This window comes from Citrobacter sp. wls717, assembly GCF_005280955.1.
Taxonomy (GTDB): domain Bacteria; phylum Pseudomonadota; class Gammaproteobacteria; order Enterobacterales; family Enterobacteriaceae; genus Citrobacter; species Citrobacter werkmanii.
The window spans coordinates 151846-168696 of sequence record NZ_SZWW01000038.1 but is presented as its reverse complement, the minus strand read 5'-3'; the positions used below and the strand labels follow the sequence as shown (position 1 = coordinate 168696).

The following is a 16851-nucleotide window of genomic DNA, read 5'->3' as shown; positions in this document are numbered from 1 at the left end:
ACCGCCATCCGGAAAATAAAAGAGCCGCAAACGCGGCTCTTTCTGTTTTTCTGCATCAGGGAAGTTCTGGCGGCAGCCACTCTTCCACTTCAATCAGCACCAGCAGTGCGGCGTCGCCACCATACTCTTTCGGTGCCTGATGAAAGGCCATCACGTGCGGATGCTGTGCCAGCCAGAGAGGCGTTTGCTGTTTAAGAATATGCTTTCCGTGGCCATGCATAACGCAGGCGCAAAACACATGCTCACGACGACAGGCGGCGATCAGCGCGCCTAATTCCTGTTTGGCCTGTTGCTGGGTCAGTCCATGCAAATCAAGAAACAGCTCCGGGGAGTAGTCGCCACGGCGCATTTTCTTGAGTTCGAAATGGCTGACGTCGGCACGTAGATATCTTACCGGGCCGTCTGTGTTCAGCAACGGCTGAAATTCGTCAGAAAAATAGTGGCTGGCATCAGCCTGTTCCTGCAACAGCCTTTTAACCGGAACCTCGGTGATTTTTTTACGTAGCGGTCGGTGAACAATAGTGTCTTGCTTAATTTTACGCGTGCCGGTCATCAGCTGGCGAAACAGCGTCTGATCCTCCTCGCTGAGCGATGTTTTCTTTTTCATTCGAGAGTCTCATCTTTTATTTTCCGTTAGTTTAACCCGACTCGACGGGCATCCGATCGCTTAAAACGCAATTTTCGCGTTCAGGCCCGGTGTGGATGCTGATTTATCGCCGTCTTCGTGGCAAACTAGCCGCCGAAATTAATACGAGCATGCCCTGGAGGAATACGTGGATAAAATTTTCGTCGATGAAGCAGTGAGTGAACTGCATACCATTCAGGACATGTTGCGTTGGGCGGTCAGCCGTTTTAGCGCGGCGAATATCTGGTATGGCCATGGCACGGATAACCCATGGGACGAGGCCGTACAACTGGTGCTGCCGTCGCTCTATTTGCCGCTGGATATACCTGAAGATATGCGCACCGCGCGTCTGACCTCCAGCGAGCGCCATCGTATTGTTGAACGCGTGATTCGCCGCGTCAACGAGCGTATCCCGGTTGCTTATCTGACCAATAAAGCCTGGTTCTGCGGGCATGAGTTTTATGTTGATGAACGCGTGCTGGTTCCACGCTCACCGATTGGCGAACTGATCAATAATCGTTTTGCGGGCCTCATCAATGAGCAGCCGCAGCATATCCTCGATATGTGTACCGGCAGCGGCTGCATCGCTATTGCCTGCGCGTATGCTTTCCCGGAAGCCGAAGTGGATGCGGTGGATATTTCCACTGACGCGCTGGCGGTGACTGAGCACAATATTGAAGAACATGGTCTGATCCATCACGTGACGCCGATCCGCTCCGATCTGTTCCGCGATCTGCTGAAAGTGCAGTATGACCTGATTGTGACCAACCCGCCGTATGTCGATGCGGAAGATATGTCCGATCTGCCAAACGAATATCGTCATGAACCTGAGCTGGGTCTGGCGTCCGGTAGCGATGGGCTGAAACTGACTCGCCGCATTCTGGGGAACGCTCCAGATTACCTGGCAGATAACGGTATTCTGATTTGTGAAGTCGGAAACAGCATGGTACATCTGATAGAGCAATACCCGGATGTACCGTTTACCTGGCTGGAGTTTGACAACGGCGGTGACGGTGTATTCATGCTGACCAAAGAACAGTTAGTTGCTGCTCGCGAGCACTTCAGCATTTATAAAGACTAAATACACGCGCACAAACACAACACTCATAACGGAGCCGTGATGGCAGGAAACACAATTGGGCAACTCTTTCGCGTAACCACATTCGGCGAATCACACGGGCTGGCGCTCGGTTGTATTGTCGATGGTGTTCCGCCGGGCATTTCTCTGACAGAAGCTGACCTGCAGCACGATCTCGACAGACGTCGCCCAGGTACGTCGCGTTACACTACGCAGCGCCGTGAACCGGATCAGGTGAAAATCCTCTCAGGTGTGTTCGAAGGCGTGACCACCGGTACCAGCATTGGTCTGCTGATCGAAAATACCGATCAGCGTTCACAGGATTACAGCGCGATTAAGGATGTTTTTCGTCCTGGTCACGCCGACTATACCTATGAGCAAAAATACGGTCTGCGCGACTATCGTGGCGGTGGACGCTCATCCGCACGTGAAACAGCAATGCGCGTGGCGGCCGGGGCGATTGCCAAAAAATATCTGGCGGAAAAATTCGGCGTTGAAATTCGCGGCTGTCTGACGCAGATGGGCGATATCCCGCTGGAGATTAAAGACTGGTCTCAGGTAGAGCTTAACCCGTTCTTTTGCCCGGACCCGGATAAAATCGAGGCGCTCGATGAACTGATGCGCGGCCTGAAAAAAGAGGGCGATTCCATCGGAGCAAAGGTCAGCGTGGTGGCAAGCGGCGTACCTGCGGGTCTCGGTGAACCTGTCTTTGACCGCCTGGATGCCGACATTGCCCATGCGCTGATGAGCATTAACGCCGTTAAGGGCGTAGAGATTGGCGACGGGTTTGACGTTGTCGCGCTGCGCGGCAGCCAAAACCGTGATGAAATCACCAAAGACGGTTTCCAGAGTAACCATGCGGGCGGCATTCTGGGCGGGATCAGCAGCGGGCAGCAAATTGTTGCACATATGGCGCTGAAACCGACGTCCAGTATTACCGTTCCTGGACGCACGATTAACCGCTTTGGCGAAGAAGTCGACATGATCACGAAAGGACGCCACGATCCGTGCGTTGGGATCCGCGCCGTGCCGATCGCAGAGGCTATGCTGGCGATCGTATTAATGGATCACCTGCTGCGTCAGCGGGCACAAAACGCGGACGTGAAGACTGACATTCCACGCTGGTAATACATGAAAAAAACGGCACTTGCGGCGCTGGCTCTTTTTGCCAGCACCGCCTGCCTGGCGGCGACGCCCTGGCAGAAAATTACCCATCCGGTGGCGGGCAGCCCGCAGTCTATCGGCGCATTCGCCAATGGCTGTATTGTTGGCGCCGAGACGCTGCCTGTACAGTCTGAACACTATCAGGTGATGCGCACCGATCAGCGACGTTATTTTGGTCATCCGGATCTGGTGATGTTTATCCAGCGTCTGAGTAATCAGGCGAATAATCTGGGGCTGGGCACGGTGTTAATCGGCGATATGGGTATGCCGGCCGGTGGGCGGTTCAATGGCGGTCACGCCAGCCACCAGACGGGACTGGATGTCGATATTTTCCTGCAGTTGCCGAAAACGCGCTGGACCCAGTCACAACTGCTGCGTCCTCAGGCGTTAGATCTGGTCTCACGGGATGGCAAACATGTCGTGCCGTCGCTGTGGAAGCCGGAGATTTTCAGCCTGATTAGGCTGGCGGCAAAAGATAATGAAGTCACGCGCATTTTTGTGAATCCGGCGATTAAGCAGCAGCTGTGTCTGGATGCAGGGACTGACAGGGACTGGTTGCGTAAAGTGCGACCGTGGTTCCAGCATCGTGCGCATATGCACGTACGATTACGTTGTCCTGCTGACAGCCTTGAGTGCGAAGATCAACCGTTGCCTCCTCCAGGCGATGGCTGTGGCGCAGAGCTGCAAAGCTGGTTCGAACCTCCTAAACCTGGAACCACCAAGCCTGAGAAGAAGACACCGCCGCCGTTGCCGCCTTCCTGCCAGGCGCTACTGGATGAGCATGTACTCTAATGGATCATTTTGTCTCTCTGTTTATGGTGTCGCCACTGCTGTTAGGTGTGCTTTTTTTTGTGGCAATGCTGGCAGGTTTTATTGACTCTCTGGCCGGAGGCGGCGGTTTACTCACCATCCCGGCATTGATGGCGGCCGGAATGCCGCCCGCGCAAGCGTTGGCCACCAATAAGCTACAGGCCTGCGGGGGATCCATCTCTTCCTCGATCTATTTTATTCGCCGGGGCGTGGTGAATCTGGCGGATCAGAAGCTCAACATCTTCATGACTTTTGTCGGTTCCATGAGCGGCGCGTTGTTGGTCCAGCATGTGCAGTCCGACATATTACGCCAGATCCTGCCGGTGCTGGTTATCTGTATTGGCCTCTACTTTCTGTTGATGCCCAGAGTGGGCGAAGAAGACCTGCAGCGTCGGCTGCACGGTTTGCCTTTCGCGCTGGTGGCCGGGGGCTGTGTTGGGTTTTACGATGGCTTTTTTGGCCCGGCGGCGGGTTCGTTCTACGCGCTGGCTTTTGTCATGCTGTGCGGCTATAACCTGGCAAAATCGACGGCCCACGCCAAAGTATTAAATGCCACCTCGAATATCGGTGGACTGTTGCTGTTTGCCCTCGGCGGCAAAGTGATTTGGGCGACCGGGTTTGTGATGCTCATTGGCCAGTTCATTGGCGCACGGATGGGATCGCGACTGGTGCTCAGCAAAGGACAAAAACTCATTCGGCCAATGATCGTCATTGTCTCCGCCGTGATGAGCGCCAAGCTACTTTACGATAATCATGGACAGGAGATTCTCCACTGGCTGGGGATGAACTAATGAATAACACCCATCACTACGAACAGTTAATTGAGATTTTTAACGGCTGCTTTGCCGATGAATTTAATACCCGTCTGATTAAAGGCGATGACGAACCGATCTATCTTCCTGCTGATGCGGAAGTACCGTATCACCGTATCGTTTTTGCGCATGGTTATTACGCCAGCGCGTTACATGAAATTTCGCACTGGTGTATTGCGGGTAAAGCGCGTCGTGAACTGGTTGACTTTGGTTACTGGTACTGCCCGGACGGACGCGACGCGAACACGCAATGCCAGTTTGAAGATGTGGAAGTGAAGCCGCAGGCGTTTGACTGGCTGTTCTGCATGGCGGCGGGCTACCCGTTTAACGTCAGTTGCGACAATCTGAACGGCGACTTTGAACCGGATCGCGTGGTATTCCAGCGTCGTGTTCATGCCCAGGTGATGGAATATCTGGAAAAGGGGATCCCGGAGCGTCCAGCGCGCTTTATTAACGCGTTACAGAATTATTATCACACGCCTGAACTTAAGGCGGAACAATTCCCGTGGCCCGAAGCGCTCAACTGAAGCCGCCGCCACGTTTACAATGAGGAAAGAAGATGATCGCGGAGTTTGAATCACGCATTCTGGCATTAATCGACGATATGGTAGAGCACGCCAGCGATGATGAGTTGTTTGCCAGTGGCTATTTGCGTGGGCACCTGACGCTGGCCGTAGCAGAGCTGGACGCTGGCGAGGACCATTCCGCTGAGGCATTGTACACCAATGTGACCAGCAGCCTGGAAAAAGCGATTAGCGCAGGCGAACTTTCGCCGCGTGACCAGGCGTTAGTGAAAGAGATGTGGGACGCTTTATTTCAAAAGGCAACGCAATAATAATTACAGTGGATTGTGCCGGATGGCGACGCTAAGGCGTCTTATCCGGCCTACGTGGACTGACGATTCGGGTTCAGTTTGTAGGCCTGATAAGCGCAGCGCATCAGGCAATGATGAGAGAGTATTTTATTTCACCGCTTTACCCTTCAATAACTTCCTGACCCACAACCGATTCGGGTTCAGTGCCGCCAGCGTATTGGCATCCATAGGAATGGGTTCATCGCTCATTTGCGCTGCCAGAATTTCTGCACACAGCGGGGCTGAGCACAACCCGCGTGACCCCAGCGCGCCCAGCATAAATAGATCGGCATACACCGGGGCGCTTACCGCGTGCGCTTTGTTTTCGGCAAGCGTGGCGTACTGGCTGAGCGTGGCGTCAAAATCCGCGACATTGCCTACCATCGGGATGTGATCGCGCGTAGCGCAGCGGACCCCGCAGCGGGCGGCATGCGCACTGACATCCACCTCTTTTGCCCATGCGGCGTGCGGGAAGCAGTCGATTAAACGCTGACGATTTTGCTGCTGGTCGTCCTCGCGATACTCAGTCTCCTCACACCCGCGATGATAGCTGGCGCCAATGCAGTGTTGCTGGTTTTGCGGGTCATGCGGCGTGAGGTAACCGTCGTAGCACAACACCTGGCGCAGCGCTGACAGCGTAGGCGTGGTGGGGATATGACTCACCTGACCGCCAACGGAATAGACCGGTAACGACTGCGTCTGCTCAAAGCGGTTAATGCGATGGCCGTTAGCCAGAACCACCGCTTCGTGAGTGGCGGTTTCTCCACAGGCAAACTGCAATTGCCAGCTTGCTGTCTGGCGCGTCAGTGAGACCAACGTATGTTGGTAGCGGGTACGTAATCCCAGCGTTGTGGCATAGTCCAGTACGGCGGCGGTTAACTGCGCCGGGCACAGCCATCCACCGGCAGGATACTGAATCCCGCCGCACCCGGTTTCCACGCCTGTCGTTTGCAACACCTGCTGTGCGTCTACGCCGACGGCGAGTGCATCGGGCAGTTCAAGAGACAGCATTTGAGTGATTTTCTGCTGGCTTTTTTCATCCCAGGCGAGCTGCGTCACGCCGCACCAGTCATGTGCGAACTCAACCGGAAGGGCGTCATACAGTCGGCGGGCGAAGGTAAACGCGGTGGGGAAAAAGAGATTAATGGCCGCATCATGCTTGCTGAGTAACGGATAGAGCGCGCCCTGACGATTACCTGATGCGCCTGCGGCAGGTTTTGCGTCCGCGCAATAGAGCGTGACCTGCCAGCCGCGGCGCAGTAGCGCCAGCGACAGCAATGCGCTGGCGATGCCACCGCCAATAATAGCGGCGTCGCGCTTATCTGTGCCCATGCGCGTGAACCACGGAGCCGATGAAGGGAGCGCCAGAGTTTGTTCCATGACGCCACAAAGCATTTCGCGTTTGCGGCCAAAGCCTTTGCGTTTTTGCATTGTAAACCCGGCTTCCTGCAACCCCCGTCGCACAAAGCCTGCCGATGTGAAGGTGGCCAGCGTGCCGCCGGGGCGAGCCAGTCGGGCCATCGCGTTAAACAGCGTTGGTGTCCACATGTCCGGATTTTTCGCCGGTGCGAAACCGTCCAGGAACCAGGCGTCCACTTTTTGATTCAAAGAGTCATCCAGTTTACTGGTCAGTTCATTAATATCGCCAAACCACAGATCCAGCGTGACGCGCCCATCATCAAGAAGCAGACGATGGCATCCCGCCAGCGGCAGCGGCCACTGCTCTTGCAGTGCCGTGGCCCACGGAGCAAGCTGCGGCCAGTGCTGATGGGCCAGGGTCAGATCTTCACGCGTCAGCGGATATTTTTCGAAACTGATGAAATGTAATCTTTCCAGGGTAGCGTCAGGGTAGGTATCGCGAAAATCGGCAAATGCCTGCCAGAGCGTCAGGAAGTTAAGCCCGGTGCCAAACCCGCTTTCAGCCACCACGAAAAGGGGACGTGAATGCGCAGGAAATCGCTGTGCGAGATGATTCCCGCCGAGGAAGACGTAACGTGTCTCTTCCAGCCCGTTATCATTGGAAAAATAGACATCATCAAAATCTCGGGAAACAGGTGTACCCTCAGCGTTGAATTCAAGGTTGGCAGGTTGTATAGCGTATTGTTTCACGTAAGTTACTCGTCTGGCAGGCTGTGCCCCGATCTTAGCGATGAGTGCCTGGCTGCGCAAATTTCCACATTAAATGGCTGATCGGACTTGTTCGGCGTACAAGTGTACGCTATTGTGCCACTCGAAACTTTAAAATAGTGCGACTTACAGAGGTATTGAATGAAACGTGCAGTGATTACTGGCTTGGGCATCGTTTCCAGCATCGGTAATAACCAGCAGGAAGTCCTGGCATCTCTGCGTGAAGGACGTTCAGGGATCACTTTCTCTCAGGAGCTGAAGGACTCCGGCATGCGTAGCCACGTATGGGGCAACGTAAAACTGGATACCACTGGCCTCATTGACCGCAAAGTAGTGCGCTTCATGAGCGACGCATCCATCTATGCATTCCTTTCCATGGAGCAGGCTGTGGCGGATGCCGGTCTTGCTGCAGAAGATTACCAGAATAACCCGCGCGTTGGCCTGATTGCAGGTTCCGGCGGCGGCTCCCCGCGTTTTCAGGTGTTCGGCGCTGACGCAATGCGTAGCCCGCGTGGTCTGAAAGCGGTTGGCCCGTATGTGGTCACCAAAGCGATGGCGTCCGGCGTTTCTGCCTGCCTCGCAACGCCGTTTAAAATTCACGGCGTAAACTACTCCATCAGCTCTGCCTGTGCGACTTCTGCGCACTGTATCGGCAACGCAGTGGAACAAATTCAACTGGGCAAACAAGACATCGTGTTTGCTGGCGGCGGCGAAGAACTGTGCTGGGAAATGGCGTGTGAATTCGACGCCATGGGCGCGCTGTCTACCAAATATAACGATGACCCGTCGAAAGCTTCCCGTACCTATGACGCAAACCGTGACGGTTTTGTTATCGCGGGCGGCGGCGGTATGGTTGTGGTCGAAGAGCTGGAACACGCTCTGGCCCGTGGCGCGCACATCTACGCGGAAATCGTCGGTTACGGCGCGACCTCTGATGGCGCAGACATGGTTGCACCGTCAGGCGAAGGCGCAGTACGTTGCATGCAGATGGCGATGCACGGTGTAGACACCCCGATCGACTACCTGAACTCTCACGGTACTTCTACTCCGGTAGGCGACGTGAAAGAGCTGGGCGCAATCCGTGAAGTGTTTGGCGACAACAGCCCGGCCATTTCTGCAACCAAAGCGATGACTGGTCACTCACTGGGTGCGGCTGGCGTGCAGGAAGCTATCTACTCTCTGCTGATGCTGGAACACGGCTTTATCGCGCCGAGCATCAACATTGAAGAGCTGGACGAGCAGGCGGCAGGTCTGAACATCGTGACCAAACCGACCGAGCAGGCGCTGACCACCGTGATGTCCAACAGCTTCGGCTTTGGCGGCACTAACGCGACGCTGGTCATGCGTAAGCTGAAAGCGTAAGTCTGCAAGATGATGTAAAGGGGAGCCTGATGGCTCCCTTTTTTATTTATTCATTTTTTCGTACTCCGGCGCGATTTCTGCCGACCAGGCTTTGGCTCGTGTGATATCACCAGTGCTGTAGATTGGCTGTTCAAATTGATTATCCAGATCCCGCACGCGATAAATTTTCCAGCGACCTTCTTCCCAACGCGTATACACTTCCAGTTGCATGGGTGCTTCGCCTGCCGGCCCACCTAATTGTACTTCCACCTTTTCACCACCGAGAAAGGGCTGAGCCGCTCCAACCCGTAACAGCGGGATCCATTTGGGGTCGTAATCCTGCACGTACATAAAGTAGTCAGAATTTATTATTTCCTGCTCGTAAAGGCTGTCAATCAGCGCCAGACGGTCGATAACGTCTTTCGCCACATAACGTTGCATGAGCGCGGACGTATCTCGATCTTGTGTGTAGGCGGACATCCACGCGAGATAGAATTGTTTAACATCCTCAGTGCTGTCTTGATGAGGCGCATAGCAGCCGCAAAGCATCAGGATGAGAGCAATAAGCGAAAATGCTTTCATTACCGTGTCCCTAAAAATATATTCCGGCAAAAAAGATCGTTGAGTGTCCCCCTGATTGAAAACTATTTCCTCATTGTTAGTGCTTTTCTTCGATAATATAACCCTCTGTTTTGTGGATGCCTTCGGTGATTTCGATGTTGACAAGTTTAGCCCCTCACAGGCAGACTCCAGCTTCAACATTATCCTCTTGATAATGCGTAAGCGTTTAACGTTATCCAACGCACCTTAATCCTGAAAGTCAGGTAGAGGGGGCGTGGGCATTCCTCGCCTTACTCTGCATTTTGGAGTAACGCATGACAGCAGTAACCCAACAAGAAAAAACACCGTCGGCGAACTTTTCGCTGTTTCGTATCGCTTTTGCGGTTTTCCTGACCTACATGACGGTCGGTCTGCCTTTACCCGTCATTCCTCTGTTTGTGCACCACGAGCTGGGCTATGGCAATACCATGGTCGGTATCGCCGTAGGCGTACAGTTTCTGGCAACGGTCTTAACGCGTGGTTATGCCGGGCGCTTAGCCGATCAATATGGCGCTAAACGTTCGGCGCTACAGGGAATGTTTGCCTGTGCGCTGGCGGGCGCGGCGTGGCTTTTAGCCGCGCTATTACCTGTCTCTGTCCCGGTGAAATTTGCGTTGTTGATTGTCGGACGTCTGATCCTTGGCTTTGGCGAAAGCCAACTGCTCACCGGAACGCTGACCTGGGGGCTGGGGCTGGTTGGCCCAACGCGTTCCGGTAAGGTGATGTCGTGGAACGGGATGGCGATTTACGGTGCGCTGGCTGCCGGGGCGCCGTTGGGCTTGCTGATCCATAGCCACTTCGGCTTCGCGGCGCTGGCGGGAACCACGATGGTATTACCGCTGCTGGCCTGGGCATTCAACGGCACCGTTCGTAAAGTGCCTGCGCATGCCGGGGAGCGACCTTCACTGTGGAGTGTGGTCGGGCTTATCTGGAAACCGGGCCTGGGTCTGGCATTGCAGGGCGTGGGTTTCGCCGTCATCGGTACGTTTATTTCGCTTTATTTTGTCAGCAATGGCTGGACGATGGCGGGATTCACCCTGACCGCGTTTGGCGGGGCATTTGTGCTGATGCGCATTCTGTTTGGCTGGATGCCGGACCGGTTCGGCGGCGTGCAGGTCGCTGTTGTTTCATTGCTGGTTGAAACTGCGGGTCTGATCCTGCTGTGGCAGGCTCCCTCTGCCTGGGTTGCTCTGCTCGGGGCGGCATTAACCGGGGCCGGATGTTCGCTTATCTTCCCGGCATTGGGCGTTGAGGTTGTGAAGCGAGTGCCCGCGCAGGTTCGCGGTACGGCGCTGGGCGGTTACGCCGCATTTCAGGATATCTCCTACGGCGTAAGCGGCCCTGTCGCCGGGGTGCTGGCCACCGCGTACGGCTATCCCTCGGTATTCCTTGCCGGGGCGATATCCGCCGTGGTGGGAATTGTTGTGACGTTGCTGACTTTGCGAAAAGGCTAAGCGACCAGCCAGAAAATGGCTAACGCAATCATCAAGGCAATAAATATCAGTCCCGGTCGTGTCGACAGTGATTTAACCGTTTCAATCATCGGCGCGAATGGGCTGTAAATGGGCTGAGGATGGCGCGGATCGTTTAATTCCTGCTCCCGGTCACGTTCCACGCGGCGCAGGAAGATTTGGTTCAGCAAGTCCAGCACCTGAACCGTGGTCAGAATCGATTGTGGCTGGATCTGATACGTCTGCTGCGCGTACTCTTTGATTGACGTCAGCTCATTCGGCTCTAACGGCAGCTTCAGCGCCGCCTGCAGTGTTTGTAAGGTCGGGGCAGTTTGCAGACTGAGCGTCTGGCGCGCCTGCAGCCAGGTGACCAGATGCGAAAATTGTTTGGCGGGGATTAACTCTCCGCTTTTTACCCCAGACAGCTCCAGCATAGACTGCCAGATCATCTTACCGGATTCGCCTGTGGCCGCCGCCAGTTTGGTCACCAACTGGTTCAGCGTATTGTGCTCTGCGGGGAGTAACGGACGATCGGTAGCCGGACGCTGCTGCGGCTGCGGTATCGAAAGCTGACCCTGTTGCAACAGGGTCAGCACGTTCTTCAATTGCTCAGGCGTGAGTTGGCTAAGCGCCGTCTGCCCGTACTGCTGGCGGATAAAATCACTCACCGCCTGACGGTTATTTCCCTGACTCAATAGCTCCGTGAGCTGCGACAGCACCTGACGATTAGCATGGTTCTGTTGTGCGACTTCCAGCCGCTGGTTCAAATTTTGTTCGGCGGCGGGAAAGTGACGTGACTGCAACGGTGTATCACTTTTGACGCCCAGATCGTGTTTCATTCCGGCCCACACCTCAGCGCTTTGCTGCTGAGTGAGCGAAATCAAACGGGTAATCAGTCGTTCCAGCACGGTACGTTGTATCGTGGATAACGGTTGCTCACCTGCAACGGAGGGGGCATTTTGGCCTTCGCCGGGAGGGCGAGCGGGCGTACCTGAAATGGGCTGCATCGTCTCTGTTCCTTAAATCTGTGCTGACCAGGTCTCGCAGTATGCCTGGCGGCGAGATTATGGCACACTTGCCCGGTTAACTCTCGTTCTCAAACAGGTGCGAAAGACGTGAAAATCCTCGTTGATGAAAATATGCCCTATGCCCGCGAACTGTTCAGTCGTTTGGGGGAGGTCAAAGCGGTTCCTGGTCGTCCGATTCCCGTTGCCGAACTGGATGATGCGGATGCCTTAATGGTGCGCTCGGTGACGAAAGTCAATGAATCACTGCTCAGCGGAAAACCGGTTAAATTTGTCGGTACGGCAACCGCAGGCACGGACCATGTGGATGAAGCCTGGCTTGCGCAGTCGGGAATCGGTTTTTCCGCAGCGCCCGGATGTAATGCGATTGCGGTCGTAGAATATGTTTTTTCAGCGTTGCTGATGCTGGCGGAGCGCGACGGTTTTGCGTTACGCGATCGTACCGTGGGCATCGTCGGTGTTGGCAACGTGGGCGGACGTTTGCAGGCGCGACTGGAAGCGCTGGGGATCCGTACCTTGCTGTGCGATCCGCCGCGGGCCGATCGCGGTGACGAGGGCGATTTCCGCTCGCTGGACGAACTGGTACAGCAGGCCGATGTACTGACTTTCCATACGCCATTATTTAAAGACGGTCCGTATAAAACGTTGCACCTGGCGGATGACGCGCTGATTAGTCAGCTGAAGCCGGGCACCATTCTGATCAACGCCTGCCGGGGGCCGGTTATCGACAATACGGCATTACTGAATCGGCTTAACGCCGGGCAGGCGCTGAGCGTGGTGTTGGATGTCTGGGAAGGCGAGCCGGATCTCAATGTGGCGTTGCTGGAGAAAGCCGATATCGGCACGGCGCACATTGCCGGGTATACCCTGGAAGGAAAAGCGCGTGGGACCACGCAGGTCTTTGAGGCCTATAGTAAGTTTATTGGTCGCGAACAGCACGTTGCGCTGAACACTCTGTTACCTGCGCCGGAATTTGGGCGTATCACGTTGCATGGCCCGTTAGATCAGCCAACGCTGAAAAGGCTGGCGCATTTAGTGTATGATGTGCGCCGCGATGATGCGCCGCTGCGTAAAGTCGCTGGAATTCCGGGTGAGTTTGATAAACTGCGTAAAAATTATCTTGAGCGCCGTGAATGGTCGTCTTTATACGTGATGTGTGACGACGCAACGGCTGCCGCCTTGCTGTGTAAGCTGGGTTTTAACGCGGTTCATCACCCGGCACATTAATGTCTTCTTAATGCTCCCTGTCGAATAATGCGACAGGGACGCTTATGTATTTCTGGAGTAAATCACCATGTCTGAAGGCTGGAACATTGCCATTCTGGGCGCAACGGGCGCCGTAGGCGAAGCCCTGCTCGATACGCTGGCTGAACGCCAGTTCCCGGTCGGTGAAATTTATGCGCTGGCGCGTAACGAAAGCGCTGGCGAGCACCTGCGTTTTAACGGTAAATCGGTCATTGTTCAGGATGTTGCAGACTTTGACTGGACGCAGGCACAACTGGCATTTTTTGTCGCTGGCGCTGAGGCCACCGCTGCATGGGTGGAAGAAGCAACCAATGCCGGTTGCCTGGTTATCGACAGCAGTGGTCTGTTCGCACTTGAGCCTGACGTTCCGCTGGTGGTTCCGGACGTTAACCCGTTCGTGTTGGCAGATTATCGCAACCGCAATGTGATTGCAGTCCCTAATAGCCTGACCAGTCAACTGCTGTCTGCGTTGAAACCGCTGATTGATGACGGTGGTCTTTCACGTATTACGGTGACCAATATTCTGTCGGCCTCCGCGCACGGTAAAAAAGCGGTGGATGCGTTGGCAGGGCAAAGTGCGAAACTGCTCAATGGTATCCCGATTGACGAAGACGATTTCTTTGGTCGCCAGTTGGCATTCAATATGCTGCCGCTGCTGCCAGATCGCGAAGGTAGCGTGCGCGAAGAGCGTCGTATCGTCGATGAAGTGCGCAAAATTATGCAGGATGACGGTCTGCTTATCTCCGCTAGCATCGTACAGTCACCGGTATTCTACGGTCACGCGCAGATGGTGAATTTTGAAGCCCTGCGTCCGTTGGCGGCGGAAGAAGCGCGCGATGCGTTTTCTCGCGCTGAAGACGTGGTGTTGTCGGAAGAGACCGATTTCCCGACTCAGGTTGGCGATGCGTCTGGTACCCCACATCTTTCCATCGGCTGTGTACATAACGATTACGGTATGCCGGAGCAGGTTCAGTTCTGGTCCGTGGCAGACAACGTACGCTTTGGCGGCGCGTTGATGGCGGTGAAAATTGCGGAAAAACTTGTGCAGGAGTATCTGTACTAATGTCGGACCTGCAACAGCCGCTACCCCATAAAATTGCGCTGGGCATTGAGTATGACGGCAGCAAATATTATGGCTGGCAGCGCCAGAACGAAGTGCGTAGCGTTCAGGAAAAGCTGGAAAAAGCGCTTTCTCAGGTCGCGAATGAGCGTATCAATGTCTTTTGTGCGGGGCGCACGGATGCGGGCGTTCATGGCACAGGCCAGGTCGTACATTTTGAAACGCACGCTGTGCGTAAAGATGCCGCCTGGACGTTGGGCGTAAATGCGAATTTACCTGGTGACATCGCCGTGCGCTGGGTGAAAGCTGTACCTGATGATTTTCATGCCCGATTCAGCGCCACGGCTCGCCGTTATCGCTACATCATCTACAATCATCGGTTGCGCCCTGCGGTTTTGGGCAAAGGGGTAACCCATTACTATGAGCCGCTGGATGCTGAACGTATGCATCGTGCAGCCCAATGTCTGATAGGCGAAAATGATTTTACCTCGTTTCGTGCGGTGCAGTGCCAGTCGCGCACGCCGTGGCGTAACGTGATGCACATTAACGTTGAACGTTTTGGCGCATATGTGGTGGTGGATATTAAAGCGAATGCCTTTGTACATCATATGGTCAGGAATATTGTCGGTAGCCTGATGGAAGTAGGCGCCAACAACCAGCCGGAGAGCTGGATAGCAGAACTGTTAGCGGCGAAGGACAGAACGCTGGCAGCGGCAACGGCGAAAGCGGAAGGACTGTATTTGGTCGCGGTAGATTACCCGGACCGGTTCGACCTGCCAAAACCGCCAATGGGCCCGCTATTTCTGGCGGACTAATTTGAGTCGTATAAAGGCAAAACTATGGATCTGATTTACTTTCTTATTGATTTTATTCTGCACATTGATGTGCACCTGGCGGAGCTGGTCGCGGAATACGGTATCTGGGTATACGCGATTCTGTTTCTGATCCTGTTCTGTGAAACCGGGCTGGTAGTGACGCCGTTCCTGCCGGGGGACTCGCTGCTGTTTGTTGCCGGCGCGCTTTCTGCGCTGCCAACTAACGATCTCAATGTTCATCTGATGGTGGCGTTGATGATTGTGGCTGCGATTGTCGGCGATGCGGTGAACTACACGATTGGCCGGTTGTTCGGTGAGAAACTCTTTAGTAACCCGAACTCCAAAATTTTTCGTCGCAGCTACCTGGATAAAACCCATGCGTTCTACGAGCGTCATGGCGGGAAAACGATTATCCTGGCGCGTTTCGTGCCTATCGTGCGTACATTTGCGCCATTTGTTGCCGGTATGGGACACATGTCCTACCGCCACTTTGCGATGTATAACGTTGTAGGCGCGCTGCTGTGGGTATTGCTGTTCACCTACGCAGGCTATCTGTTTGGCGATCTGCCAATAGTTCAGGAAAACCTGAAATTATTGATTGTGGCGATTATCGTCCTTTCCGTATTGCCGGGCGTGATAGAAGTGATTCGTCATAAACGGGCTGCGTCACGGGCTGCAAAATAGAAAGTAACTCAGCGGTTCGACCACTTTTTTATCCAAAGTTTCGGGCTGTTATGTTTTAATGTGCAACATTCATGGTCTGTTAGGGGCAAAAATGGCATTATGCGCCCCTTATAACAAAGCTGACTAGGGTTCAGGCAGAAAGGTCACCAATGAGCTGGATTGAACGAATTAAAAGCAACATTACTCCCACCCGCAAGGCAAGCATTCCTGAAGGGGTGTGGACCAAGTGTGATAGCTGCGGTCAGGTTTTATACCGTGCTGAGCTGGAACGTAATCTTGAGGTCTGTCCGAAGTGTGACCATCATATGCGCATGTCGGCGCGCAATCGCCTGCATAGCCTGTTAGATGAAGGTACTCTTGTGGAACTGGGTAGCGAACTTGAGCCGAAAGACGTGCTGAAGTTTCGTGACTCCAAAAAGTACAAAGACAGACTGGCCTCAGCACAGAAAGAAACCGGCGAGAAAGATGCGCTGGTGGTGATGAAAGGCACCCTTCACGGCATGCCGGTCGTTGCGGCTGCATTCGAGTTCGCGTTTATGGGCGGCTCCATGGGGTCTGTCGTTGGCGCGCGTTTTGTCCGTGCCGTTGAGCAGGCGCTGGAAGACAACTGCCCGCTGATCTGCTTCTCCGCTTCTGGCGGGGCGCGTATGCAGGAAGCGCTGATGTCTCTGATGCAGATGGCAAAAACGTCTGCTGCGCTGGCGAAAATGCAGGAACGCGGTTTACCGTACATTTCTGTACTGACCGACCCAACGATGGGCGGTGTTTCCGCAAGCTTCGCGATGCTGGGCGATCTCAACATTGCCGAACCGAAAGCGCTGATTGGCTTTGCGGGTCCGCGTGTTATTGAGCAAACCGTACGTGAGAAACTGCCGCCGGGATTCCAGCGCAGCGAGTTCCTGATTGAAAAAGGCGCTATCGATATGATCGTCCGCCGTCCGGAAATGCGCCTGAAACTGGCAAGCATTCTGGCGAAGCTGATGAATCTTCCGGCGCCGAATCCGGATGAGCCGCGTGAAGGCGAAGTGGTACCTCCGGTACCCGATCAGGAATCAGAGTCCTGATAATATACTCTATGGATTTCGAGTTGCAGGTAGGCGTCAAGAGAGTTCATCCCGATGAGCTTGCACAGGCAAGTGATTCGGGTGAACGAGAGCAGCC

At 54.6% G+C, this 16851-nt stretch carries 17 protein-coding genes; 13 read left to right on the top strand and 4 right to left on the bottom strand.

The annotated features are described in order from the left end of the window. Positions 1-55: 55 nt before the first annotated feature. Positions 56-607, bottom strand: a complete 552-nt coding sequence (gene smrB / locus FDX09_RS19080) for an endonuclease SmrB (protein ID WP_006683613.1) — start codon at positions 605-607, stop codon at positions 56-58. Between the two features lie 166 nt (positions 608-773). Here smrB and prmB point away from each other — a divergent pair, with 166 nt between their 5' ends. Genes prmB through FDX09_RS19050 form a run of 6 tightly spaced genes read left to right on the top strand, consistent with a single transcriptional unit; the run spans position 774 to position 5324 of the window. Further along, positions 774-1706 (top strand): 50S ribosomal protein L3 N(5)-glutamine methyltransferase, encoded by a 933-nt coding sequence (gene prmB / locus FDX09_RS19075; protein WP_038642381.1) that lies wholly within the window; start codon positions 774-776, stop codon positions 1704-1706. A gap of 39 nt (positions 1707-1745) precedes the next feature. Further along, positions 1746-2831 (top strand): chorismate synthase, encoded by a 1086-nt coding sequence (aroC, locus tag FDX09_RS19070; protein WP_038642369.1) that lies wholly within the window; start codon positions 1746-1748, stop codon positions 2829-2831. 3 nt (positions 2832-2834) lie between these two features. Beyond that, positions 2835-3659, top strand: a complete 825-nt coding sequence (gene mepA / locus FDX09_RS19065) for a penicillin-insensitive murein endopeptidase (protein WP_038642368.1) — start codon at positions 2835-2837, stop codon at positions 3657-3659. Further along, positions 3659-4468 carry a sulfite exporter TauE/SafE family protein gene (locus FDX09_RS19060; protein ID WP_137347701.1) on the top strand — a complete coding sequence of 270 codons (810 nt, stop codon included), beginning with the start codon at positions 3659-3661 and terminating at the stop codon, positions 4466-4468. Before mepA ends, FDX09_RS19060 begins: the two co-directional genes overlap by 1 nt. Then, complete coding sequence (locus FDX09_RS19055; RefSeq protein ID WP_038642365.1) at positions 4468-5016, top strand: elongation factor P hydroxylase; 549 nt, start codon at positions 4468-4470, stop codon at positions 5014-5016. The genes FDX09_RS19060 and FDX09_RS19055 overlap by 1 nt, the downstream gene beginning before the upstream one ends. 32 nt (positions 5017-5048) lie before the next feature. Next, complete coding sequence (locus FDX09_RS19050) at positions 5049-5324, top strand: YfcL family protein (protein ID WP_038642363.1); 276 nt, start codon at positions 5049-5051, stop codon at positions 5322-5324. Between the two features lie 126 nt (positions 5325-5450). Here FDX09_RS19050 and mnmC read toward each other — a convergent pair whose 3' ends face one another. Next, positions 5451-7451, bottom strand: a complete 2001-nt coding sequence (gene mnmC / locus FDX09_RS19045; protein WP_170973251.1) for a bifunctional tRNA (5-methylaminomethyl-2-thiouridine)(34)-methyltransferase MnmD/FAD-dependent 5-carboxymethylaminomethyl-2-thiouridine(34) oxidoreductase MnmC — start codon at positions 7449-7451, stop codon at positions 5451-5453. Positions 7452-7610: 159 nt separating this feature from the next. Between mnmC and fabB the strand changes: the two genes are divergently transcribed. Then, positions 7611-8831, top strand: a complete 1221-nt coding sequence (fabB, locus tag FDX09_RS19040) for a beta-ketoacyl-ACP synthase I (protein WP_038642358.1) — start codon at positions 7611-7613, stop codon at positions 8829-8831. Between the two features lie 42 nt (positions 8832-8873). On the opposite strand, the gene FDX09_RS19035 is transcribed toward fabB, so the two are convergent. Next, on the bottom strand, positions 8874-9392 hold the full coding sequence (locus FDX09_RS19035; RefSeq protein ID WP_137347699.1) for a YbjP/YqhG family protein: 519 nt from the start codon (positions 9390-9392) through the stop codon (positions 8874-8876). A 293-nt stretch (positions 9393-9685) separates the two neighbouring features. Here FDX09_RS19035 and FDX09_RS19030 point away from each other — a divergent pair, with 293 nt between their 5' ends. Then, positions 9686-10864: an MFS transporter gene (locus tag FDX09_RS19030; protein ID WP_038642354.1), complete on the top strand. Its 1179-nt coding sequence runs from the start codon at positions 9686-9688 to the stop codon at positions 10862-10864. Here FDX09_RS19030 and flk read toward each other — a convergent pair. Then, complete coding sequence (gene flk / locus FDX09_RS19025) at positions 10861-11868, bottom strand: flagella biosynthesis regulator Flk (protein WP_137347698.1); 1008 nt, start codon at positions 11866-11868, stop codon at positions 10861-10863. The genes FDX09_RS19030 and flk overlap by 4 nt on opposite strands. A 108-nt stretch (positions 11869-11976) precedes the next feature. On the opposite strand from flk, the gene pdxB reads away from it, so the two are divergent. The 5 genes from pdxB to accD all read left to right on the top strand — a co-directional run bounded on the left by pdxB (position 11977) and on the right by accD (position 16754). Further along, the gene (pdxB, locus tag FDX09_RS19020) at positions 11977-13113 is read left to right on the top strand and encodes a 4-phosphoerythronate dehydrogenase PdxB (RefSeq protein ID WP_137347697.1); all 1137 of its coding nucleotides are present in this window, start codon (positions 11977-11979) and stop codon (positions 13111-13113) included. A 67-nt stretch (positions 13114-13180) separates the two neighbouring features. After that, on the top strand, positions 13181-14194 hold the full coding sequence (locus FDX09_RS19015) for an aspartate-semialdehyde dehydrogenase (protein WP_087857354.1): 1014 nt from the start codon (positions 13181-13183) through the stop codon (positions 14192-14194). Beyond that, the gene (gene truA / locus FDX09_RS19010) at positions 14194-15006 is read left to right on the top strand and encodes a tRNA pseudouridine(38-40) synthase TruA (protein ID WP_038642347.1); all 813 of its coding nucleotides are present in this window, start codon (positions 14194-14196) and stop codon (positions 15004-15006) included. Before FDX09_RS19015 ends, truA begins: the two co-directional genes overlap by 1 nt. A gap of 24 nt (positions 15007-15030) precedes the next feature. After that, entirely contained in the window at positions 15031-15690 is a 660-nt protein-coding gene (locus tag FDX09_RS19005; RefSeq protein ID WP_003028140.1) for a DedA family protein, read from the top strand. Between the two features lie 149 nt (positions 15691-15839). Then, on the top strand, positions 15840-16754 hold the full coding sequence (gene accD / locus FDX09_RS19000) for an acetyl-CoA carboxylase, carboxyltransferase subunit beta (protein ID WP_038642345.1): 915 nt from the start codon (positions 15840-15842) through the stop codon (positions 16752-16754). Positions 16755-16851 lie beyond the last annotated feature (97 nt).